The 22,506-nt window shown below is 73.1% G+C and carries 23 protein-coding genes and 1 pseudogene; 10 read left to right on the top strand and 14 right to left on the bottom strand.

The annotated features are described in order from the left end of the window. Positions 1–32 precede the first annotated feature (32 nt). Both ACFYUS_RS25860 and ACFYUS_RS25855 read left to right on the top strand, forming a co-directional pair. The gene (locus tag ACFYUS_RS25860; RefSeq protein WP_388856612.1) at positions 33–176 is read left to right on the top strand and encodes a hypothetical protein; all 144 of its coding nucleotides are present in this window, start codon (positions 33–35) and stop codon (positions 174–176) included. Between the two features lie 14 nt (positions 177–190). Further along, positions 191–325, top strand: a complete 135-nt coding sequence (locus tag ACFYUS_RS25855; protein WP_388856609.1) for a hypothetical protein — start codon at positions 191–193, stop codon at positions 323–325. Positions 326–386: 61 nt separating this feature from the next. Here ACFYUS_RS25855 and ACFYUS_RS25850 read toward each other — a convergent pair whose 3' ends face one another. Together ACFYUS_RS25850 and ACFYUS_RS25845 are read right to left on the bottom strand one after the other, a co-directional pair. Then, entirely contained in the window at positions 387–704 is a 318-nt protein-coding gene (locus ACFYUS_RS25850) for a hypothetical protein (RefSeq protein ID WP_388856606.1), read from the bottom strand. A gap of 26 nt (positions 705–730) precedes the next feature. After that, positions 731–895 carry a hypothetical protein gene (locus ACFYUS_RS25845; protein ID WP_388856603.1) on the bottom strand — a complete coding sequence of 55 codons (165 nt, stop codon included), beginning with the start codon at positions 893–895 and terminating at the stop codon, positions 731–733. Between the two features lie 309 nt (positions 896–1,204). Here ACFYUS_RS25845 and ACFYUS_RS25840 point away from each other — a divergent pair, with 309 nt between their 5' ends. Further along, positions 1,205–2,728, top strand: coding sequence for a chitinase (locus tag ACFYUS_RS25840; RefSeq protein WP_388856600.1), 1,524 nt, complete (start codon positions 1,205–1,207; stop codon positions 2,726–2,728). Between the two features lie 55 nt (positions 2,729–2,783). Here the strand turns inward: ACFYUS_RS25840 and ACFYUS_RS25835 are convergent, their stop codons facing one another. Both ACFYUS_RS25835 and ACFYUS_RS25830 read right to left on the bottom strand, forming a co-directional pair. After that, positions 2,784–3,839, bottom strand: a complete 1,056-nt coding sequence (locus ACFYUS_RS25835; RefSeq protein ID WP_388856597.1) for a hypothetical protein — start codon at positions 3,837–3,839, stop codon at positions 2,784–2,786. Between the two features lie 112 nt (positions 3,840–3,951). Continuing rightward, complete coding sequence (locus tag ACFYUS_RS25830; RefSeq protein ID WP_388856594.1) at positions 3,952–4,677, bottom strand: PIG-L deacetylase family protein; 726 nt, start codon at positions 4,675–4,677, stop codon at positions 3,952–3,954. Between the two features lie 141 nt (positions 4,678–4,818). Here ACFYUS_RS25830 and asnB point away from each other — a divergent pair, with 141 nt between their 5' ends. The 6 genes from asnB to ACFYUS_RS25800 all read left to right on the top strand — a co-directional run bounded on the left by asnB (position 4,819) and on the right by ACFYUS_RS25800 (position 11,815). Continuing rightward, positions 4,819–6,624, top strand: coding sequence for an asparagine synthase (glutamine-hydrolyzing) (gene asnB / locus ACFYUS_RS25825; protein ID WP_388856592.1), 1,806 nt, complete (start codon positions 4,819–4,821; stop codon positions 6,622–6,624). After that, on the top strand, positions 6,614–7,486 hold the full coding sequence (locus ACFYUS_RS25820; RefSeq protein ID WP_388856589.1) for a hypothetical protein: 873 nt from the start codon (positions 6,614–6,616) through the stop codon (positions 7,484–7,486). Before asnB ends, ACFYUS_RS25820 begins: the two co-directional genes overlap by 11 nt. 99 nt (positions 7,487–7,585) lie before the next feature. Next, the gene (locus ACFYUS_RS25815; protein ID WP_388856586.1) at positions 7,586–8,332 is read left to right on the top strand and encodes an SDR family oxidoreductase; all 747 of its coding nucleotides are present in this window, start codon (positions 7,586–7,588) and stop codon (positions 8,330–8,332) included. A 39-nt stretch (positions 8,333–8,371) separates the two neighbouring features. Beyond that, complete coding sequence (locus tag ACFYUS_RS25810) at positions 8,372–9,937, top strand: class I tRNA ligase family protein (RefSeq protein ID WP_388856583.1); 1,566 nt, start codon at positions 8,372–8,374, stop codon at positions 9,935–9,937. Between the two features lie 68 nt (positions 9,938–10,005). Continuing rightward, complete coding sequence (mshA, locus tag ACFYUS_RS25805) at positions 10,006–11,394, top strand: D-inositol-3-phosphate glycosyltransferase (RefSeq protein WP_388856580.1); 1,389 nt, start codon at positions 10,006–10,008, stop codon at positions 11,392–11,394. A gap of 217 nt (positions 11,395–11,611) precedes the next feature. Beyond that, entirely contained in the window at positions 11,612–11,815 is a 204-nt protein-coding gene (locus ACFYUS_RS25800; protein ID WP_388856577.1) for a hypothetical protein, read from the top strand. 103 nt (positions 11,816–11,918) lie between these two features. Here ACFYUS_RS25800 and ACFYUS_RS25795 read toward each other — a convergent pair whose 3' ends face one another. The 10 genes and pseudogenes from ACFYUS_RS25795 to ACFYUS_RS25750 all read right to left on the bottom strand — a co-directional run bounded on the left by ACFYUS_RS25795 (position 11,919) and on the right by ACFYUS_RS25750 (position 21,328). Beyond that, the gene (locus tag ACFYUS_RS25795) at positions 11,919–12,971 is read right to left on the bottom strand and encodes a LuxR C-terminal-related transcriptional regulator (RefSeq protein WP_388856574.1); all 1,053 of its coding nucleotides are present in this window, start codon (positions 12,969–12,971) and stop codon (positions 11,919–11,921) included. A gap of 140 nt (positions 12,972–13,111) precedes the next feature. Next, on the bottom strand, positions 13,112–14,140 hold the full coding sequence (locus ACFYUS_RS25790) for a LuxR C-terminal-related transcriptional regulator (protein ID WP_388856571.1): 1,029 nt from the start codon (positions 14,138–14,140) through the stop codon (positions 13,112–13,114). A 133-nt stretch (positions 14,141–14,273) separates the two neighbouring features. Continuing rightward, positions 14,274–14,705, bottom strand: a complete 432-nt coding sequence (locus ACFYUS_RS25785) for a Fur family transcriptional regulator (RefSeq protein ID WP_388856568.1) — start codon at positions 14,703–14,705, stop codon at positions 14,274–14,276. Between the two features lie 91 nt (positions 14,706–14,796). After that, entirely contained in the window at positions 14,797–15,690 is an 894-nt protein-coding gene (locus ACFYUS_RS25780) for an SAM-dependent methyltransferase (protein ID WP_388856565.1), read from the bottom strand. A gap of 157 nt (positions 15,691–15,847) precedes the next feature. Beyond that, positions 15,848–16,330, bottom strand: a complete 483-nt coding sequence (locus tag ACFYUS_RS25775) for a GNAT family N-acetyltransferase (protein ID WP_388856562.1) — start codon at positions 16,328–16,330, stop codon at positions 15,848–15,850. 122 nt (positions 16,331–16,452) lie between these two features. Continuing rightward, positions 16,453–17,364: a M56 family metallopeptidase gene (locus ACFYUS_RS25770; RefSeq protein ID WP_388856559.1), complete on the bottom strand. Its 912-nt coding sequence runs from the start codon at positions 17,362–17,364 to the stop codon at positions 16,453–16,455. Between the two features lie 293 nt (positions 17,365–17,657). After that, positions 17,658–18,005, bottom strand: a pseudogene (locus ACFYUS_RS25765) (BlaI/MecI/CopY family transcriptional regulator); the annotation flags it as partial. Between the two features lie 256 nt (positions 18,006–18,261). Further along, positions 18,262–18,543 carry a metal-sensitive transcriptional regulator gene (locus ACFYUS_RS25760; RefSeq protein WP_189834861.1) on the bottom strand — a complete coding sequence of 94 codons (282 nt, stop codon included), beginning with the start codon at positions 18,541–18,543 and terminating at the stop codon, positions 18,262–18,264. A gap of 40 nt (positions 18,544–18,583) precedes the next feature. Next, positions 18,584–20,851 (bottom strand): heavy metal translocating P-type ATPase, encoded by a 2,268-nt coding sequence (locus ACFYUS_RS25755; protein WP_388856556.1) that lies wholly within the window; start codon positions 20,849–20,851, stop codon positions 18,584–18,586. Between the two features lie 195 nt (positions 20,852–21,046). Beyond that, a complete protein-coding gene (locus ACFYUS_RS25750) occupies positions 21,047–21,328 on the bottom strand; it encodes a heavy-metal-associated domain-containing protein (protein ID WP_388856553.1) in 282 nt (93 codons plus the stop codon). 184 nt (positions 21,329–21,512) lie between these two features. Between ACFYUS_RS25750 and ACFYUS_RS25745 the strand changes: the two genes are divergently transcribed. Next, positions 21,513–22,493, top strand: coding sequence for a hypothetical protein (locus ACFYUS_RS25745; RefSeq protein ID WP_388856550.1), 981 nt, complete (start codon positions 21,513–21,515; stop codon positions 22,491–22,493). Positions 22,494–22,506 lie beyond the last annotated feature (13 nt).

The raw sequence follows: 22,506 nt of genomic DNA, 5'->3' as shown, positions 1-22,506 counted from the left end.
AGGAGGCCGACATTTGAAGGGGGAGTACCACCATGCGCATCCCGAAGCGGATCGCCGCCCTCGTCGCGATCGCCTTCGCGACGGCGGGCCTGGCTTTCACCGCCGCCACGCTCACCGGCCAGGCCCAGGGCGCGGATTCCGTCGTCCTGGCCGGCAACGTCCTCAGCTGCCCGTGAAGTCAGGGAGATTCATGAGCGTCAAGGCCCGCATCGCGGTGGCCTGCGCGGCCGCCGTCGCCGCCTTCGGCTTCGCTGCCGGGGCCGTCGTGTTCCAGTCGTCCGGTGACACCCTGGTCCTGGCCGGCAACGTCAGCAACTGCCCCTGACACCGGGGCCCGCACCGTCGTCCGGCCTCCCCCGTCCCGTACGGGGGAGGCCGGACGCGTGTCAGCGGCCTCGCCGTGCCCCGGCCGCGGCCGTCAGCGCGACCGTCCCCGCCACCGCCACGACCGCGCCCGCCGCGAGGACTCCCCGGTGGGAGCGCCAGGAGAGGACCGACCAGGTGGAGCGGGCGGAGAGGAGTGAGCCGAGGCTCGCCCAGGAGCCGACCGAGGCGACGGAGAGGGCGGATCCGACCGAGCCGACGGACAGGAACGAGCCGACGGAGCCGATCGACAGCGTGGATCCGACCGAGCCGACGGACAGGAACGAGTCCCGCGACCAGAGCGACAGGGACGAGCGCGAGTGGCGGGGCATACGGGTCATGGCGCGATCCTAGGCAGCGGGGCGCGCTAACCCGCGCAGGCGGGCAGGAACTCCAGGCCCTCCGGTGTGCCGAAGCGGAGCACCGCGAGGTAGGCCTCGGGGTAGCTGCAGCCGAAGTCCGTCCACTGGAGCGCGAGAACGGTCCAGACGACGAACCCGGCCAGGAGTAACCAGCGCCAACCCTTCGACATGTACGTCGGCTACCCGGTCGGCCGGCGGAGGAACCGCTTCCGGGGGAGAGGGGTGCGAGAGGGGCGCCGGCCCTGGCTCGCTGGACCAATCGGGCCGCCCGCGCGCATCGCTCCAGGACCCGCCCGCACCGGCTGGATGCACCACGCACCGAATCGCGCAATTGGTCTAGTCCAAGTTTGGTCCAGGCCATTGACGTGCCCATGGCCGCGGGGTTACTCCGTACTTCGACATCTCAACCGTCGTGCGCGACAAGGACGTTGAAGCACGCTCCGGTATCCCCGCATCTCCCCCACAGTCATTGGATTGCCATGAGACGACGCGTACGTTCGCTCCGCTCGGCCCTCACCGCCGCCGTGACCGCCGTGGCCGCCCTCGGCCTCGCCTCCGTCGCCACCACTCCCGCCCAGGCCGCGACCCCGCTCCCCGCCCGGGTCTTCGCCCCCTACTTCGAGTCGTGGACCGGGGAGAGCCCGGCCGCCCTCAGCGCGCAGTCGGGGGCCAAGCACCTGACGATGGCGTTCCTCCAGACCGCGGCCAAGGGTTCCTGCACGGCGTACTGGAACGGCGACACGGGGCTGCCGATCGCCCAGTCCTCCTTCGGTGCCGACATCGCGACCATGCGGTCCCGCGGCGGCGACGTCATCCCCTCCTTCGGCGGCTACACGGCCGACACCACCGGCACCGAGATCGCCGACAGCTGCACCGACGTCAACCAGATCGCCGCGGTGTACGAGAAGGTCATCACGACCTACGACGTCACCCGGCTCGACATGGACATCGAGGTCGACTCCCTCGACAACAGCGCCGGGATCGACCGCCGCAACAAGGCCATCAAGCTCGTCCAGGACTGGGCCGCCGCCAACGGCCGCCGGCTCCAGATCTCGTACACCCTCCCGACGACCACCCACGGCCTCGCCGCCAGCGGTCTCGCCGTGCTCAAGAACGCCGTGACGAACGGCGCGAAGGTCGACGTCGTCAACATCATGACCTTCGACTACTACGACAACGCCGCCCACGACATGGCCGCGGACACCAAGACCGCCGCGCAGGGCCTGTACGACCAGCTCGCCAAGCTCTACCCGACGAAGACGCCCGCCCAGCTCTGGGGCATGGTCGGCATCATCGAGATGATCGGCGTCGACGACTTCGGCCCGGCCGAGACGTTCGGCCTCGCCAACGCCCGTACGGTCTACGACTGGGCGGTCTCCAAGGGCATCAGCACCCTCTCCTTCTGGGCGCTCCAGCGCGACAACGGCAGCTGCGCGGGCGGCGCGGCCGCCGACGGCTGCTCCGGCATCCAGCAGAACACCTGGGACTTCTCGCACATCTTCGCCCCCTTCACCAGCGGGACGACCGCCCCGACCGACGACTTCTCGGTGACCACCACCCCGGCCGCCGCCACCGTCACCGCCGGCGCCTCCACCTCCGCGACGGTGCAGACCGCCGTCACCGCCGGTACGGCCCAGACGGTCGACCTCACCGTCAGCGGCCTGCCCGCCGGCGTCACCGCCACCCTCAGCCCCTCCTCGGTGACGGCCGGCGGCTCCGCGACCCTCACCCTGAGCACCACGGCGGCCACGGTCTCCGGCACCTACCAGATCGCCGTCAACGGAGCGAGCCCCTCGGCCGGCCACGCGGCGGTCCTCTCCCTGACCGTCACCGGCGGCGCCACCCAGTGCACGGCGGCCCCCTGGTCCTCCTCCACCGTCTACACCGGCGGCCAGCAGGCCTCCCACAAGGGCCACACCTGGAAGGCCAAGTGGTGGACGCTGGGCGAGGAGCCCGGGACGACCGGTGAGTGGGGGGTGTGGCAGGACCTCGGGGCCTGCTGATCCTCTTCGTACGGAGAGGGGCCCGGAGTCGTTCACGGCTCCGGCCCCCTGCTCGTCACAGCTCCCCGAAGTTCTTCCGGTTGCGGTTGTCGGTGGCCTGCTGGTCGTTGGAGATCAGCAGGATCGCGTCCGGCAGGGCGCCGGCCAGATGGTCGCCGATGGCCGCCGTCGCCGCCGCGAGACGGTCCAGGATCAGATCGATGTCCGGGGCGAATGCCTTGGCGAAGTCCCCGCTGTCCCGGGCGGTCGCGTGCTGGGAGGCGGCGTTGGCCAGTTCGGCGCTCGTCCGGCCGAGGACGTCGTCGGAGACCGAGGCGATCCGGCTCGCGGCGATCTTGTGTTCGTCGTGGTCCACGCGGACACCGGTATCGCCGGCGAGGTCGCCGCCCGCACCGCCGTTCCCTCCGGCGTGCTGGGCGTCTCCCGTTGTCCAGCCCGCGACGCCTCCGGCCATGCCGCCGCCCGTGGTCCAGCCCGCGACGCCTCCGACCGCTCCCGTGATCCCGTCCCCGGGGGCGACCGCGCCGCCGACGCCGTTCGACAGGTCGGACGGGACCGACTCCAGGGCGATCAGCTCCTCGGTTTCGAGCAGCGCCGTGAGGCTCCGCCGGATGTCCGACTCGGCCGACAGGACCATCTCGGTGAGTTTTTGGCGGACGACATTGGCGTTGCGCGCGGCCGCTTCCTCCATCACCGCCGCCCCCGCGCCCGCGTCCGCGACGAAGCTGAGCCCCTCGGCGGTCTTCGTGATGCCGTTACTGGAGGCCAGGTTGAGCGCCGCCATCGCGATCGCCTGTTTGAGGGTCGCGATCGTCTGCGGGATCTCGTACACGGTGTTTGCCAGGGTTTTGGCCGACTGGGCGACGGGCGCGATGTCCTTGCCCAGGACACGGTCCCAGTGCTCCCGGAGCGCGGTCAGCGCCTCGCCCTGGCCGGTGCTGAGCAGCCGCTGCATGTGTCCGTTGGCGTTCCAACCGTCCTCCAGGACGAAGTCGGCGTAGGTGTTGAGCGTGGTCACCACCGCCGGGTAGGCGTTCTCGTCGACCTTCGGCCAGGGCAGCTGGTAGTGCTGGATGACCGCTTCCTCGAGGTCTGAAACGTACGTCGTCATGTCCTGAACTCCCCCTCGTCGCACGCGTGGTGATGGTACGCGCGCTCACCTGTGCCGCTCACGGTCCCACTCGCCCCGCGCGGTCACAAGGGCGAAGCCCTTCGGGCGGCGCTCAGTCGATGTGCACGATCTGGAACGCCTCCGCCATCCGCCCCGCCGGCAGCCCGCCCGCCCTCGCGTGTTCGCCGAGCCAGTCGCGCAGGAGGCCGGCGAGGTCGTCGAAGTGGGCGGTCTGGGAGGTGTGGAGGCGGAGGGCCTCCACCTTGCGGTCGAAGACGGAGGTGACGTCGACGTACTGGTTGGGGGTGGGGCCGGTCATGAGCCAGAGCTCGTGGACGGTCCAGGGCTCCAGGCCTTCTTCCTTCAGCAAGGAGGCGTGGGCGAAGGGGTTGCGGGCCTCGGGGTAGACGGCGCGGAGGGAGGCGTCGCCGACGGCGCGGTGGTCGGGGTGGAGGTCGGCGACGCGGGCCCAGTTGATCTCGGGGGAGGGGATGACGGCCCGCTGGGGGCGGACTTGGCGGATGATCCGGCACAGGTCGCGGCGGAGGTCGACGGAGGGTTCGACGAAGCTGTCGGGGTAGCCGAGGAAGCGGACGTCGGCGACGCCGCTGAGCTTCGCGGAGTGGACCTGCTCGGCGCGGCGCAGGTCCGCCATGGCCTGGCGGGGGAGCGCTTCGTCGTAACCGCCGGCGCCGCCGTCCGTGACGATGCAGTACGTGACGCGGGTGCCGCGCTCGACCCATTGCATCACCGTGCCGCTGACGCAGAACTCGATGTCGTCCGGGTGCGCGGCGACGACGAGCAGGGACTCGGGGGTGGTCCGGTTGAAGTCCTCCATGGGGCCAGCCTGTTGGGGTGCGGGGGGCGTCGCAAGGTCAAGCCGTGGCGTGAACAGGACATGGCACTTACGCGCCATTCAAAAACTTGGTAGATTCAAATCATTGGGTTGTACGGGTGACGTGCTTGGAGGGTGACCGGTATGTGCAGGATCCTCGGCTCCTTCGCCGCGGGGGCGGACCGCCCCGAGCCGGCCCAGCTCGCGGCGGTCTCCGCCCGCCAGCGCCACGGCGGACCCGACGAGCACCAGGTGCTCGGCGGCCCCGGCTGGTCGCTCGGCTGCGACCGGCTCGCCGTGACCGACCCCTGCGGCGGACGGCAGCCCTACCGGCTGCCCCATCTGCCCGGGATCCTCGCCGTGCTCAACGGCGAGATCTACAACCACGCCGAGCTCCGCCGCACCCTCGCCGCCCGCGGCCACCGCTTCCCCGACCGCTGCGACGGCACGGTGCTCCCCGCGCTCTACGCCGAGTACGGGCCCGCCTTCGCCGAGCACCTCGACGGGATGTTCGCCGTCGCGGTCCTCGACCTGCGGCCCGGGTACCGCCAACTCGTCCTGGCCGTCGACGACATGGGCATGAAACCGCTCCACCTGCACCACGACCCGCACGACGGCTCCACCCGCTTCGCCTCCGAGATCCCCGCCCTCCTCGCCTTCGAAGGCGTACGGATCTCCCCGCGCGAGGACGCCCTCGACACCCTCCTCGCCACCCGCACCTCCTTCTCCGCCCGCACCGCCCTCGACGGCATCGACGTCCTGCCGCCCGGAGCCACCGCGCTCGTACGGCCGGGGGCCGCGCCCGTGGTGCGGCGGAGGGGCCCGCACCGCACCGCCCCCCTCGGCGAAGCCGACACCCAGGACGTCCTGCGCCACGAGGTCCGCCGGCTCGCCCGGGCCGAAGTGCCCGTCTGCGCCGTCACCAGCGGCGGACTCGACTCGGGGCTCGTCACCGCACTCGCCGCCGAGCACGCCCGCGAGACCGACGCGCCGCCGCTGCACACCTTCCACCTCACCTACCGGGGCCGGTGGCCCGACTCCGAGGCCTCCTACGCCCGCGCCGTCGCCCGCCGCGCCCGGACCGTCCACCACGAGGTCGCCGTCGACCCCGACGAACTCGGCTCCCTGCTCACCCGGACCGTCCGCCACCTCGGCCAGCCCAACGCCGACCCCATCACCCTCTCCACCTACGCCCTCTTCCGCGCCGTCCGCCAGAACGGCTTCACCGTCGCCCTCACCGGCGACGGCGCCGACGAACTCTTCGGCGGGTACGACCGGATGAGGGCCGCCCTCGCGGCGGGCCCCGCATGGGCCGCCGCCTACACGGACGCCCTGTCCGCCGCCCCCCGCCTGCTCCGCGAGCACCTCTACACCGCCGGCTACCGCGCGTACATCGCCGATACGGGCTCCGCCGCCGACCGCGTCGAGCAGGAGCTGCGCTCGGCCGAGGCCGTCGGCGCGGACCGGATCACCGCGATGACCGCCTTCGAGACGCGGTGGCGGCTGCCCGCGTACCACCTGCGGCGGCTCGACCACCTCTCCATGGCATGGGCGGTGGAGGCACGGCTGCCGTTCCTCCAGCCGTCGGTCGTCGCCCACGCCCGTTCCCTCCCCGCCGCGGCGCGGACGGGCAAGCGGGCGCTGTACGAGGCCGGGGCCGAACTCCTGCCCCCGTCGGTCCTGAACAGGCCCAAGCAGCCCTTCACCCTCCCGGTCGCGGCGATGCTGGCGCCGGGGGGCCCGCTGCTCGACCTGGTCCGCGAACTCCTCTCCCCGGCCCGGCTGGTCCTCGGCGGGAAGATCCGCGCGGACCGCGCGGCGAAGCTCCTGGCCCGGCACCTGGACCACCCCACGCCCCAGGCCGCCCTGACCCTCTGGTCCCTCGCCGTCCACGAACTGTGGACGGAGGTCGTCCAGGGCATGCGGATCCCGGTGGGCTGTGCGGCCTGAACCTCCGGTCCCCACGGTTCCCGTCGCCGTCGTCCGCGCCGAGGACGCCCCCGGGCCCACGCTCGTCGTGCGGGCCGACCGGCTCCCGGCCGGCGCCCTCGCGTCGGCCGGTGAGCTGGCGCGTCTGCGCCACGCTCTCGCCGGGACCCCCCACGCCGGTCTCCGCAAGATGGCCCTCTACGACCCCGCCTCCCTCCGCTACCGCTTCGTCCAGGCCCTCCCCGACGGCCGGTTCGACTTCCGGGCCGGCTGCGGGCACTCCCTCCTCGCCTGTGTCGTCGCCGACGGGCGGCAAGGGCCCGTCACCGTGCGGGCCGTGACCACCGGCGACACCGTGCTCTGCGAGCCGTACGGCGACACGTACACGCTCAGCTTCCTCCGCGCGCCCACCGCACCCGGCACCCTCCCCACCGGCCGCCCCGTCGACGTCCTCGACGGCGTGCCCGCCTCGCTCGTGCGGTACGGGAATCCGTACGTCTTCGTCGACGAACGGGACCTGCCCGGACGGGGCCTCCAGGACCGGCTCCTCGCGCTTCGCGCCGCCGCCGCCCGCGTCCTCGGGTATCCGCCCCACTCCGCGCTGCCCAAGATCGCCGTCCTCGCCGACGGCCCCGGGGGGCTCTTCGTCCGGGCCCTCACCGTCGGCGGCTGGCATCCCCGGCTCGCGCTCACCGGTGCCGCCGCGCTCGCCGCCGCCGGGGCGATCGACGGGACCGTCGTGCCCGCCGTGCGCGGGCCCGTGCGCACCCCTTCCGGCACCGTCACGGTCTCCACCGCGGCCGACCGCGTCCGCGTCCACCACAAGCGCGCCGAGCTCCTCGAAACCCTGGAGCTGCCGTGGCGCATCCACGCAACGGCGTGAATGCGCAGGCCTTTCGGAGCGCTCGGGGCCCTTCGAGTCTGCCACGCTGAAATGGACCGGCCACCGGCATCCGTGGGGACATGGGGAGAGCAGGCGCACATGAAATTCGAGAATCTGCGGGTCGTCGTGACCGGAGCGTCCCGCTATTTCGGTCGCGCGCTCGCCGTCGGTTTCGCGCATCTCGGCGCCGAGGTCTACGTGTCGGCGCGGACGGTCGAGGCCGCCGAGCGGACCCGTACGGAGGTCATGGGCTCGGCCCGTGACCGCATCCACGCGTTCGGCTGCGATCTGAGCAGGCCCGCCGAGATCCGGGAGTTCGCGGCGCGGGTCGGGGAGCGGACGGACCGGGTGGACCTGCTGGTCAACAACGGCGCGCGCTGGCTCGACGGGATGGACCTGGAGTCGGCCAGCGACGCCGAGATCGTGGAGACGATCGAGTCGACGGCGGGCGGCACGGTCCTCATGGTGAAGCACTTCCTGCCGCTGCTGCGCGGCTCGCTGCGGCCCGACATCGTGAACATGGTGGCCGTCCGGGACGCCGAGGGCGCGTCCGCCGCGACCGCCGGCGCCGCCCACGAGGCCTTCTGGGCGGCGAAGAGCGCGCAGGCCGGTTTCGCCGACATCCTGTCGCGCCGGCTGCGGCCCTCCGGAGTGCGGGTGTTCTCCCTCTTCCCGCCGGATTTCTCGACCTCGGACCCGCGTTTCGCGGAATGGGACGGATCGAATCCGGACGGAATGGCACCCGACGAGAAACTCACCACCCAGGCCCTTTTCGAATGCATCGTGTACGCCGTCGAGCAGCCCCGCGACTGCTTCATCCGGTCCTTCCACTTCGAGCCCCGCTGACCGTCCCGCCGACCGTCGCAAAAACGTCAAGGAGGTCCCATGAGCACCCCCGTATGGATCACCGCGACCCCTCCCGCCACCCACGGCGAACTCCACATCGGCCACCTCGCCGGGCCGTACGTCGCCGCCGACGTCCTCACCCGCTATCTGCGCGCCGACGGCGAGGACGTCCGGTTCACCACCGGCACCGCCGACCACGCCAGTTCCGTCGAGGTCCGGGCGCTGCGCCACCACCGCAAGCCCGAGGAGGTCGCGGAGGGGTACCGGGCCGCGATCACCGCCGACTGGCTGCGCTCGGGCGTGGAGTTCGACCACATCGTGCGCCCGCGCCGCGACAAGGGGTACGGCCGCTGGGTGCAGGACCTCTTCGCCAAGCTGTACGCGCAGGGCGTGATCGCCCCCCGGACCCGTCTGCTCCCGTACTGCGAGCCGTGCGACCGCTGGCTGTACGGGGCGCACGCCACCGGCACCTGCCCGCACTGCGGCGCGGCCAGCGACGGCGGGATGTGCCACGAGTGCGCCCGCCCGAACGACGGCGGGGACCTGATCTCGGCGCGCTGCGCGCTCTGCGGCACCCCGGCGGTCGCCCGCCGCTGCCGCCGCCCGTACGTGCCCCTGGAGCCCTTCCGGGACACCCTCGCCGACTACTGGGCGCAGGCCGGGCTCCCGCCCCGCCTCGCCGCGCTGTGCGAGTCGCTCGTCGAGGACGGGCTGCCGGACATCGCGGTCGGCCACCCCGGCGAGTGGGGCCTGGAGGTGCCGATCGAGGCCTTCGCCGGGCAGCGGATCGACGGCTGCTTCGAGGCCGCCGCGATGCACCTGTTCGGCCATGACGTGAACGGCCCGCTGCCGCGCCGCGCGATCCACTTCTGCGGCTTCGGGCACGCGTTCTGCCACGCCGTGCTGCTGCCGGTGCTGCTGCTCGCGCAGGACATCAAGCTGCCGCAGGACTTCAACGTCAACGAGTCGTACGTCGTCGAGGAGGGCGTCCAGGAGGGCAACGTCTGGGCGCTCGACCTGCTGACCGAGTACGGCTCCGACACCCTGCGCCGCCATGTCCTCCAGGCCCGCCCGCTGGGCCGCCGCACGGTCTTCCAGCGGGAGCGGCTCGCCGCCGCCCGGCGCGAGCTGGACGAGAACTGGAACAGCTGGCTGTCCCGGCTCTTCTCGGCCGTACGGGAGGAGTGCGGCGGCCTCGCCCCGCAGGCGCTGCCCGGCGGCACGGGCCTGCAGATCCTGGAGCGGCGGCTGCACCGGGGCGTGGACGACCTGCGCGAGGCGTACGGCCCCGACGCCTTCGACCCGCGCCGGGCGGTCGCCGTCCTGGACGAGATGGTCCGCCTGGTGGCCGACTTCGGCCACGTCAACGCCCACGAGCGGTGCCGGCCCAGCGCCTACTGCCGTCATCTCCCGGCCCTCGCCGCCCAGTTGGCGGTGGCGTCGGCGCTGTCGGCCTGGGCGCGGCCGGTGATGCCGGAGGGCGCCGACCGGCTCGCGGCGGCGCTCCGGGTGGAGCCGGGGCGCCCGGTCGACTGGCAGGCCCTGACGGGCCCGCTGCCGGGGACCAGGCTGGCGCCGCCGTCGGGCCCGGTCTTCGGGTTCTGAGTCCTCGCCGTGGATCCGTGGCCCCCACCGCGACCCGTACTACTAAGCGACTAAGTACCTCTATAGGAATGTCCCCCTGCCGCGTGCCCCTGCGCGCGCGAGCGACGCGCAGGGGCACGTGGCCCCCCACTCCTCAGGAGCCCCACGTGTCCCTGCGCGTCGCCATGCTCAGCGTCCACACCTCCCCGCTCCACCAGCCCGGGACGGGGGACGCCGGCGGCATGAACGTCTACATGGTCGAGCTGTCCCGCGCCCTCGCCGAACAGGGCGCGGAGGTCGACCTGTTCACCCGCTGCCGGGGCGAGGGCGCGCCCCCGCTCGTCGAGCTCGCCCCGGGCGTACGGGTCCGGCACCTGCACGCCGGGCCGCGCCGGGCGCTGCCCAAGGAGGCGATGCCCGATCTGGTGGTGCCGTTCTCGCTGGCCCTGCTCAAGGAGGAGCGGCGCTACGACCTGGTCCACTCGCACTACTGGCTCTCCGGGCAGGCGGGCCGGATCGCCTCGGTGGGCTGGCGGATCCCGCTCGTGCACACCGCGCACACCCTGGCCCGGGTGAAGAACGCCGCGCTCGCCCAGGGCGACGCCCCCGAGCCCGAGCTCCGCGTCCGGGGCGAGCGCCAGGTGGCGGTCAGCGCGGACCGGCTGATCGCCAACACGGCCGACGAGGCGGAGGCCCTGCGCTCGCTGTACGGGGCGGAGGGGGCGCGGACCGAGGTCGTACGGCCCGGGGTCGACCTGCGCACCTTCCACCCGGGGGGAGGGCGGGCGGCGGCGCGGGCCCGGCTCGGGCTGCCGGCCGGCGCGTTCGTGCCGCTGTACGCGGGCCGCATCCAGCCCCTGAAGGGCCCGGACGTGCTCGTACGGGCGGTGGCGGAGCTGCTGCGGGAGGCGCCGGGGCTGCGCCGGCGGCTGCTGGTGCCGGTGGTGGGCGGACACTCGGGGGCGACCCGGGAGGGGACGGCGTGGCGGCTGGCGGAGGAGCTGGGCGTCACCGATGTGCTGCGGTCCTTTCCGCCCGTGCCGCAGGAGCGGCTCGCGGACTGGTACCGGGCGACCGACGTCCTGGTGGTGCCCTCGCGCAGCGAGTCCTTCGGGCTGGTGGCGCTGGAGGCGCAGGCGTGCGGGACGCCGGTGCTCGCGGCGGCGGTGGGCGGGCTGCCGACGGCGGTGTGGGACGGGGTGACGGGGCTGCTCGTGCGGGGGCACGACCCGGTGGAGTACGCGCGCCGGCTGCGGTGGCTCGCGGAGCACCCGGAGGTGGTGGAGGCGATGGGGGCGGCGGCGGTGGGCCATGCGCGCGGGATGAGCTGGCGGGCGTCGGCCGGGCGGACCGTCGAGGTGTACCGGGGGGCCCTGGAGCACGGGGTGCGGTGGGGGGTGGGGCAGGGGCGGCGGCACGCCCCTGCCCCGGCGGCCCCTCTCTCCTGGAGGAACGAGAAGGCCGTAGCACAAGTCTAGCATTTCTTTTGGTTCGACCAAAGGTGTGGCGAGTCCCGGATCGTTCAATTCCGTTGCCGTGATGGCATGTTGACGCATCCACGCCATGGCGGGTCCACGCAGAGACAATCCCTGGATTCGCCCCGGAGGCCCGGACAGAATGGAGATGTCTTCAGGGAGCGCCCGGCGGCACGGGCCCCCGGAAGGCGGAACTCAGAAGCCAAGTCCTGGAGGAATCATGTCCGTTCAGCAGAGCTCCGGCATTCGCAAGGCCGTCCGTCAGTTCGTGGTCGCCATGGTGGCGTGTACGGCGGTCGCGGCCGGTGCCGCCTTCGCCGTCTCCCCCGACAGCGCCGCCCCGGTCACCCCCCACACCGTCGCCGGCGTCGCGGACGACAACGGCTGGCCGATCGTTCCGCCGAACCCGACCCCCACCAACTGACCCTGTACACCGGGTAATTCCCCCAGGAATTCCGGAATTCATTTCCCCTTGTGCCCCGCGCTCGCTGCCACGATCGCGGGGCACAGGCATTTCCCGAAAAGGCTCAGTCCAGCCAGCCGAGCCGCACCGCCCGCGCGCCCGCCTCGAAACGGCTCGTCGCCCCCAGCTCCTGCATCAGCTCCGAGATCATCCGGCTGACCGTCCGCAGCGACACCCCGAGCGTCCGCGCGATCCGCTCGTCCTTCATCCCCGAGGCCAGCATGTGCAGCGCGGCCCGCTGCTGCTCCGAGAGCCCGTCGCCGCCCGCCTCCGCCGCCGCCTCGTTCCCGTACGGCGTCGCCGTGTGCCAGCAGTGCTCGTACAGGCTCAGATAGGGCCGCACCAGCGCACTGCCCCGCGCCAGGATCGCGCCCTCGCCCGGCTCCTCGGGCCGGATCGGCACCAGCGCGAACTGCTGGTCGGCGATGATCATGTTCATCGGCACGACCGGGGCGAGCCGGATCTCCACCCCCAGCTCCGCCCGCTGCCCGAGGAACCCCTCCATGTACGGATCGGTCGCCTCCTGCCGGCCGTAGATGGCCCGCACCCGCACCCCGTTGGCGATCTGCCGCCGGTCCCGGTCGAGCATCCGGTCCGGGTTCTGCCGCCCCGGGGTCCCCGGGTGCAGCGCCGCCGAACTCTCCTGGATCACATCGGTGATGTCCTCGATGACCTGCTGGATCCTGCGGTAGTCCGTCAGCGCCTCGACGTGTGTCTCCGCCCGGGTCAGCGCCTCCGCCCGCAGATAGGAGCCCGCCAGGATCTCCAGCGTGCTGTACGCCTCGTCCGCCTCGGCCAGGTGCTCCCGCAGCCGCTCCCGCTCCCGCTCCAGGAGCCGCAGCAGCGCGATGTCCGGGTCGATCGCCGCCACCGTGTCCGTCTCGGACCGCCAACTGCCGTCCCGCAGCGCGTTGATGGTGGCGTGCACGTGGTCCGTGGGCACGATGAGGCCCAGGTCGAGCAGCTCGCGGCGACATCGCTCGTACTCCTCGGGCGCGAGCCCGAGTTCCCTGCGGACCTCCTCGAAGTCCGAGATGCCCCGGCGGCGCAGCTCCTGGTACACGGCGTGCAGGACGCCGGCCTTGCCGCCCCCGATGCCGTCGCCCGCGGTGACCATGACGAAGTGACCCCCTCATTCTCCGAGTCGCCCCGCCCTCACCTGTCATCCGGCTCGGCGGGAGTCCGACGTGCGTTTCCTGCGCCCCGCACGGACCCCGCGGCCCGTGCGCCTCCTCCATGACATCCGAACTCCTCGTCCTAGGCCACGGGTTCCGGCCCCTCGCCGTCGAGCAGCCCGAGCCGGGCCGCCTTCACGCCGGCCTCGAAGCGACTGGCCGCCCCCAGCTCCTGCATGACCTCGGACAGCAGCCGGCTGACCGTCCGCAGCGAGACCCCGAGACTGCGCGCGATCTGCTCGTCCTTGATCCCCGACGCGAGCATGCGCAGCGCGGCCCGCTGCTGGTCCGAGAGGCCGTCGCCGCCGGACTCCCCGGGCTCCTCGCCGTAGCGGGAGGCCGCCTGCCAGCAGTACTCGTACAGCGAGAGGTACGAGCGGACCAGGCCGGGCCCGCGGGCGAGGATCGTCGGCGAGTCCGGGTCGTGCGGGTCCGTCGGCAGCAGGGCGAAGTTCTCGTCGGCGAGGACCATGTTCATCGGGACGACGGGGGAGAGGCGCAGCTCCACGCCGAGCGCCGCCCGGTCCTCCAGGTGCTGGGTCATCTCGGGCACGGTCCCGACCCGGCGGCTGTACATGGCGCGCACCCGCACCCCGCGGGCGGCCCGGGACCGGTCCCGCTCCAGCTCCGCGGCCATGTCCTCGCGCCGTACGGAGCCGGTGTGCATGACGTGGACGGCGGTGCGCACGGAGTCGGTCAGGTCCGCCAGTTCGCGCAGCACCCGCTGCGGGTCGGTGACGATCTCCACCTCGACCTCGGAGCGGGGCACGGCCCCGGCGTGCAGGAACGGGCCGGCGAGGGCTTCGAGGGCGGTGTGCGCGCGGCTGGTCGCGGCGAGGCGGTCCTGGAGCCGGTCGCGCTCCCGGCGCAGCAGCCGCAGCAGGGCGACGTCGGGGTCGACGACGGCGTGGACGCCCGGTTCCGAGGGGTCTTCCGGGGAGGCGAGGCCTAAGGAGACGAGTTCGTCCCGACATCGCTCCCGCTCGTCGGCGGAGAGCCCGAAGCGGTCCGCGACCTCGTCGAAGGCGGCCCCGGGGCGGGCGCGCAGTTCCCGGTAGACGGCGAGAGCCTGATCGCTACCCGCGCGGGTCACGGCGGCGTTTCTGGACACGGCGCAGCTGACTCCCCTCGGATCCACCCGGACCCCGTTGAAATCGCCCCGCTAGACCCTGCCACAAAATCGAACGACACGCACGGAGTTGCCCGGCGCCCGGAACAGCGGGAACGCGGCGGGACGGCGTGGTTCAGGCGGTCGGGACGCCCGCCCGGCAGTCGGGGCACAGCCCCTTGAAGACGACCTCCGCGTCGTCCACCCGCCACTCCGGGAGACCGCCCCGGGGCGGCGCGGGCGCGGTCGCGGAGACGTTCTCCACCCGGCCGCACGAGGTGCACAGGGCGTGCTGGTGGGGCGGCCCGGAGATCTCGAAGACCGCGGGCAGGCCGGGCCGGTCGAACTTGCCGACCAGGCCCGTCTCCTGGAAGTGCCGCAGCATCTCGTACACGGCCTGGCTGGTCAGCGTGCCGAGCCGCTCGCGGGCCGTCGCGGTGATCGCCTCGACGTCGAGATGACCGCCGGCGGCGAGCACCGTGAGCACCTCCAGGCGCGGGCCCGTGACCCGCAGGCCGACATCGCGCAGGCGCTGGATCACCGCCTCGCGGCCCGTCAGCTCTTCCACGACTGCCCTCTTCTCCGCCCGCCATCTGGTCGGCCCAAACGTTTGTGGGCATCGTACCTCTTGCTCGTCAACCTCGGCAGGTTCGTCTCGGTCAGTCGTCCGTCCGGCACACGAGGAGGACGGACTCGGTCCGCTCGTCGATGCGGTGCCGCCGCCGGCCCTCGATGTGCAGCCCCGCCGCGTGCAGCTCCGCCGCGAGCCGCTCGGGGTCGACGATCCACTTGTCGGTGCTCAGCACGACCCGCTCCGAGGACAGCTTGCCGGTCCTGGCCGCGTAGTACGTGATCCGCTCGCTCATCGACGGCAGGTCGAAGACCTGCCGGGCCACCACCCACTCGTCGATGCCGTCGAAGCGGGGCACCTGGAACGCCCAGGTCCGCTGCGGCTCCGCGATCAGCCCCGGCAGCAGGTGCGCGGTGTAGTCGAGGGCGAGCGCCCCGCCCGCCCCCAGATGGGCGGCGACCTCCCGGAGGAGCTCCGGCCGGCGGGCCGGCGGGACGGCGGCGACCATGGCGCCCGCGAGCAGCGCGAGCCGGTAACGGCCTTCGAGACGCAGCTCGGTGAGCTCCGCGCGGTGCGTGACGACGAGCCCGGCCACCTGCGGACCGATCCGGCGGGCCCAGCCTTCGAGGCGCTCCAGGGCCGAGGCGTCCCGGTCCACGGCTTCCACGGCGAAGCCGTGCCGGGCGAACGGGACGGCGAGCCGCCCGGCGCCGGAGCCGAGGTCGAGGACGGGTCCGCCGGTGGAGCGGGCGAGGCTGAGATAACGGACGATGTCCGCGCTGTGCGGGCCGAGCAGGGCGTCGTGCAGCCAGACGGAGTTCTCGTCGGCGGGGGAGACCGATTCGAGCCCCGGGAGGGTGTCGGAGGCGACCCGGACCCCGGAGCCGGGGGCGGGCTCCGGGCCGGGCCCGTATCGGGACGGCAGGACCGGAGCGAGCGCTGCGGGCACGACGGGCAGGGAGACGCCGCTCGGTGTGTGCATCGCTCCTCCAGGGGCTCGCTCGGTCCATGCCGTCCGGACGAGGTACCCGTGCCGCCGGGCCCGCGCCGCTGAACCCATCCTGACCTGGGGAACGAACCCCGATCCACCGGATCGGGCTGCGTGAACACGCGATGGCGTGGATCTGCCACGGTGCGTCTCAGGAGAGCGGTCTGCTCCAGCGTCTCGGGGAGAGCGCGGCGAAGCCCAGCCGGGAGTAGAAGGGAAGCGCCGGATCGGCCTCCGCCGGGAGCTCCACCCGCTGCTCCCGGGCGCCGTACCCCCGCATCCGCTCGGTCGCGGCGGCCAGCAGGGCCGTACCGACCCCGGCGCGGCGCGAGCCGGGCTCCACCGCGAGCGCGTACACCTCGCCCTCGCCCGGCACCGGGACGCCGCCGGCGGCGACGCCGACGACCGCGCCCTCCGCGTCCGTGGCGACCAGCCAGCCGAGCCATCCCGGCGCGCCCCCCGGAATTTCAATTTCCGCTCGTATGCGGGGGAGTGCGCATTGGGCCGAGATCAGCCGGCGCATCGGGATTTCGTCCAGTATTCCGGCGTAACTGGTCCGGATGATGTCGGCAAGCAGTCTGGATATCGTCGTCGCGTCGCCGGCCGCTGCCGTACGAACGTCAGCGAGCTGCATTGGTTGTGCACCCTTCGACGTGCCGAGTCCGAGCCCCAACGTACCCACGATAGCGGCGCATTCCGTGGTCCGTGACCGATGCGAAATCTACGAATTCGCTTAGTAAATAACGGTGTTCGTGATTACCGGGGGAACGAGCAGCAGGCGACGACCAAGGGGGCGAGCGCGAGGGCCGCGGCCCCGATCGTCAGCATCCCGCGCAGCGCGGGGTGTCCCGCGCTGTGCGGGGTGAGGATGCGCCGCATCCGCAGCGCGGCCGAGGGCCCGCCCGCCGCGAACGCCGACCGCGGCGCCCGCCCCGAGGCCAGCGCGTACAGCGCGGTCGCGAGCGCGTCCCGCGTGCACCGCCGCAACGCCCGGTCGTCCGCCGCCATTTCGAGCAGCAGCGGTACGGCCCTCCCGCCGTGGCGCGCGAGCGGGAGGCGCGGGAAGACCGCCGCGAAGGCCTCCGCCGCGGCGACCAGGAGGTGGTGCCGCCCCGCGATGTGCGCCCGCTCGTGCGCGAGGGCCGCCGCGAGCTGGGCGGGCGTCAGGGCGTGCACCGCCCCCGAGGAGACGACGACCCTGCGGGAGCGGCCCGGCAGGCAGTAGACGGCGGGCCGGTCGTCGTCGAGGACGGTCGCCCGCAACGCGGGGTCGTACCGCCCGACCAGCCGCAGCACGCCCGCGTGCCGGGCCCGCATCCGCCGGGCCCGGACGAGCCGGCGCACGAACGCCACGACGGGCACGGAGAGGACGAGCGACGAGAGGGAGAACGCGAACCACTCACGCCCGTCGAGGTGCAGAAGCCTTTCGAACGTGGGCGGTTCGAGCGCGAACACCATGTCCGCGAGCCGGTGACTGCTGTCCCCCGACAGCACCAACTGGGCCGGCACCAACGCGGCCGCGGCCGCGAAACCGGCCCCACAGGCGGCCCACACACCGAGCGCCAGCCGAGGCACCTGCTGCGCCCAACGGGCCCGCGCCACCAACCACGGCACGAGGAAACCGGTGAGGAGCGCGAGCCCGAGCGGGAGAAGGAGGTGATGGTTCACGCGCCGGCCCCGCCCTCGGGGCGCGCCCCGCCCGCGGGACGGGCTCCGTTTCCGAGGTGGGCCCCGCTCCCGAGGTGGGTCCCGCTCTTGCGGTGGGCCTCGCTCCCGAGGTGGGCCTCGTCCCCGAGGTGGGCCCCGCTCCCGAGGTGGGTCCCGCTCTTGCGGTGGGCCTCGCTCCCGAGGTGGGCCTCGTCCCCGAGGTGGGCCCCGTTCCCGAGGTGGGCCCCGTCCTCGGGGCGCGCCCCGCCCGCGGGAGGCGCCCCGTCCCCCGGCCGCGGGTCCTGGTCCGCCCGTGCGGCGCGGAGGGCCGCGTCGAGGGCGGCCATGTCCTCGTCGGAGATGACCTCGACGAAGCGGAGGAGGGCGGCGGGGCGGTCCTGGCTGTCGCCGAGGGCGTCCCGCATGAGGCCGGCGGTGTACTCCTCGCGGCTGCGGACCGGCTCGTACAGCCAGGCCCGTCCGGACTTCTCGCGGCGGAGCCAGCCCTTGCGGTACAGGATGTCCGCGACCGTCATCACCGTCGTGTAGGCGACCCGTCGTCCCCGATTGATGTCGTCGACGACCTCGCGGACCGTGGCGGGCCGCTGCCAGGCCCACAGCCGGTCCATGATCTCGGCCTCCAGCTCTCCCAGCCGGCGCACGTGCATCCCCTCCCCGTAGGGCCTGTCATCGTACGGGCCGCTTCCCCGCCTCAGGTATACCCCCGAGGGGTAAGGCTGGCGGGATGTCGACCCTCATGAGGAACCGCCCTCGCGCGAAGGTCTGCGACTCCGGTCCGCCCGGATCGGGGGAGCCGGTGCTCCTCCGCCGGCTGCTCGGCCTCCGTCTCCGGCCGGGTCTCACGCTGTCCGCCGACTGCCCTTCACGCAAGGGCGGTTGATCCCGCTCGGCACTCCGTCACGTCCGGATCAGCCGGGCGATGGCCTTGGACGCCTCGCCCACCTTCTCCTTCGCCTGGTCCCCGCCCTGGGCGATGGCCTCCGTGACGCAGCAGCTCAGGTGCTCGTCCAGGAGGGCCACCGCGCAGGACTGGAGGGCCGCGTTGATGGCGGAGACCTGGGTGAGGACGTCGATGCAGTAGACGTCCTCGTCGACCATCCGCTGCACGCCCCGGACCTGGCCCTCGATCCGCCTCAGGCGTCTGATGATGTCTTCCTTGTGCTGTCCGTAACCGGCCACGACGGGCTCCTCGGAGTTCGGTGGTTCACAGGGGGTGTGGTCAGCGGTCGGCGGCCTGGAAACCGCGCAGGCGGAGGCTGTTGCCGACCACGAAGACCGAGGAGAAGGCCATGGCGGCGCCCGCGATCATCGGGTTGAGCAGTCCGGCCGCGGCGAGCGGCAGGGCGGCCACGTTGTAGGCGAAGGCCCAGAAGAGGTTCGAGCGGATGGTGCCGAGGGTCTTGCGGGAGAGCCGGATGGCGTCGGCCGCCGCCCGCAGGTCTCCCCGTACGAGGGTCAGGTCGCCGGCCTCGATGGCCGCGTCCGTGCCGGTGCCCATCGCCAGACCGAGGTCGGCCTGGGCGAGCGCGGCGGCGTCGTTGACGCCGTCGCCGACCATGGCGACCGAACGGCCCTCGCCCTGGAGGCGCTTGACGACGTCGACCTTGTCCTGCGGCATGACCTCGGCGATGACCTCGTCGATGCCGACCTCGGCGGCGACGGCCTCGGCGACCGCCTTGTTGTCACCGGTGAGCAGGATCGGGGTGAGACCGAGGGCGCGGAGCCGCCTGATGGCCTCGGCGCTGGTCTCCTTGACGGCGTCGGCGACCTCCAGGACCGCGCGGGCCTCGCCGTCCCAGGCGACCGCGATGGCGGTCTTGCCGGCGGTCTCGGCCGCGTCCTTCGCGGCCTTGAGGGACGGGGTGAGCTCCATCGCCCACTCCTGGAGCAGCTTCTCGCGGCCGACGAGGACGGCGTGGCCGTCGACGACGCCCTGGACGCCGAGTCCGGGGACGTTGGCGAAGTCCTCGGGAGTGGGCAGGGTGCCGACCTTGGCGGCGGCGCCGGTGGCGACGGCCTGCGCGATGGGGTGCTCGGAGGAGTGCTCCAGGGCGCCGGCCAGACGCAGGACCTCGGCCTCGTCCACGCCGGCGGCGGTGTGGACCTTGATGAGGGTCATGCGGCCGGTGGTGACGGTGCCGGTCTTGTCGAGGACGATGGTGTCGACCTTGCGGGTGGTCTCCAGGACCTCGGGGCCCTTGATGAGGATGCCGAGCTGGGCGCCGCGGCCGGTGCCGACCATGAGGGCGGTCGGGGTGGCCAGGCCGAGGGCGCAGGGGCAGGCGATGATCAGGACGGCGACGGCGGCGGTGAAGGCGGCGGTCAGCCCCTGCCCCGTGCCGAGCCAGAAGCCGAGGGTGCCGAGCGCGAGGGCGATGACGACGGGCACGAAGACGGCGGAGATCTTGTCGGCGAGGCGCTGGGCGGCGGCCTTGCCGTTCTGCGCGTCCTCGACGAGCTTCGCCATCCGGGCGAGCTGGGTGTCGGAGCCGACGCGGGTGGCCTCGACGACTAGGCGGCCGCCGGCGTTCAGGGTGGCGCCGGTGACGGCGTCGCCGACGGAGACCTCGACGGGCACGGACTCACCGGTCAGCATGGAGGCGTCGACGGCGGAGGAACCCTCGACGACGGTGCCGTCGGTGGCGATCTTCTCGCCGGGCCGGACCAGGAAGCGGTCGCCGACCTGGAGTTCGGCGGTGGGGACGGTGACCTCGCGGCCGTCCTTGAGTACGGTCACCTCCTTGGCGCCCAGCTGCATCAGCGCCTTGAGCGCGGCGCCCGCCTTGCGCTTCGAGCGGGCCTCGAAGTACCGGCCGGCCAGGATGAAGGCGGTGACGCCGGCCGCGGCCTCCAGGTAGATGTTCCCGGCGCCGTCGGTGCGGGCGATCGTGAACTCGAAGGGGTGCGTCATCCCCGGCGTGCCGGCGGTCCCGAAGAACAGCGCCCACAGCGACCACAGGAACGCGGCGATCGTGCCGACCGAGATCAGCGTGTCCATCGTGGCCGCGCCGTGCCTGGCGTTGGTCCAGGCGGCCCTGTGGAAGGGCCAGGCGGCGTAGACGACGACCGGCGCCGCGAGCGTGAGGCTCAGCCACTGCCAGTACTCGAACTGGAAGGCCGGGACCATCGCCATCAGGATGGTCGGCACGGCGAGCGCGACGGCGGTGATCAGACGCTGCTTGAGCGGCCGGAGCTCGGCGTCGGCGATCTCCTCGTCGGAGGGGCCCTCGGGGGTGCCGGCGGCGGCCGGGCGCTCGGGCTCCGGCTCCTTGGCGGTGTAACCGGTGGCCTCGACGGTGGCGATCAGGGCGGCGACGTCGATGTCGGCGTCGAAGGTGACCTTCGCCTTCTCGGTGGCGTAGTTGACGGTGGCCTCGACCCCGTCCATCCGGTTCAGCTTCTTCTCGATGCGGGCCGCGCACGAGGCGCAGGTCATGCCGCCGATGGCGAGCTCGACCTGGGCGGTGCCCGGAGTGGTCGTGGTCATTTCCTGCTCCTCGGTGTGGCGGGGTTCGGGGGCCGGGGCCCGGGCAGGGGGGTCCCCCCTGCTCGAGCGAAGCCGAGAGCTTGGGGGAGGTCGGGCCCCGGCGGCCGGGTGGTGCGGGCGGTGTCCGCCTGCCGGGCGGACCGTCGGGCACCGGGACGGGGGACGCCGGTGGGTGTCGGTCTGCCCGGCGGCGGATCAGGCCCGGCCGGTCAGCTCGTAGCCCGCGTCGTCGACGGCCGCGGTGATCGCGGCGTCGTCGGGCTCTCCGCCGGTGGTCACGGTCACCAGGCCGCCGGCGAGGTCGACGTCCACGGAGATGACGCCGTCGAGGGCGCCGACGGACTGGGTGATCGCGGTGCGGCAGTGGCCGCAGGTCATGCCGGAGACGGCGTAGACGGTGGCGGTGCTGTCGGCGACCGCGACGGCGGTGGTCTCCGTGGTCGAGCAGCTGTTGTCGGGGGTGCAGCAGGAGCCCATGGCTTCTCTCCTCGGTCGGAACTCTCGATCGATACCCTCGGGGGGTATCTGGTTGTGAGTCCATGTATACCCCCCGGTGGTATCCGGCGCAAGTGTGGATCCGGCTTGACTTGATACCCCCCAGGGGTATGGTGAGGTGCATGGAACGGCTACCCACGCCACCCACACGTACGGGAGAGCAGTCATGAACACCGGAGTGAAGATCACTGCCTATGCCGCCGCGCTCGCCGCGACCTTCGGGACCGCGTACGGGGTCGGCAAGGGGATCGGCCCCGTCGAGGAGCCGAAGAAGGCGGAGCACGCGGGCCACGCGGCGCAGGACCCGCAGGGGAAGCCGGGCCGCGAGGGTCACGGCGAGGAGGCGGCACCGGCGGCCGCGTCACTCCCCGGCGGCCTCCAGGTCTCCCAGGACGGCTACACCCTGGCCCTGGACACCCCGACCCCCGCCCGGGGCAGGACCACCCTGAAGTTCTCCATCAAGGACGCGGCCGGCAAGAAGGTCACCGCCTTCACCACCGAGCACGGCAAGCAGCTGCACTTCATCGTCGCCTCGCGCGACCTCGACACCTTCCGCCACCTCCACCCGGTGCGCGCCGCCGACGGCACCTGGTCGGTGGACGCGGACCTCCCGGCGGCCGGCGGCTACAAGGCCTTCGCCGACTTCAAGCCCGCCGCCCCCGGAGCCAAGGGCATCACGCTCGGCGCGGACCTCTCGGTCCCCGGCGCGTACGCCCCGAAGCCGCTGCCCGCCGTCGCCCCGACCGCGACGGTCGACGGCTACCAGGTCCGCCTGGGCGGGGTCCTCGACCCCGGCAAGCCCGGCGAGCTCAAGCTCACCGTCACCAAGGCCGGAAAGCCGGTCACCGACCTGGAGCCCTACCTCGGCGCGTACGGCCACCTCGTCGCCCTCCGCGACGGCGACCTCGCCTACCTCCACGTCCACCCCAACGAGGGCGGCCCCGGCCCCGACGTCTCCTTCACGGCGGAGGCCCCCAGCGCGGGCACGTACCGCCTGTTCCTCGACTTCCAGCACGAGGGGAAGGTCCGCACGGCCTCCTTCACGGTCACGGCGGGAGCGAAGGGGACGTCCCCCGCCCCGGCGGCCGGTGGGACGAGCGGGACGGGTGAGGCGGGGCACGATGCGGGAGGTCACGCACACGGCTAGTCTGGACATTGGA

This window comes from Streptomyces sp. NPDC004284 (assembly GCF_042874035.1).
GTDB lineage: Bacteria > Actinomycetota > Actinomycetes > Streptomycetales > Streptomycetaceae > Streptomyces.
Note: the sequence above shows the minus strand (reverse complement) of the source record. Positions and strands in the feature narration are given on the sequence as shown.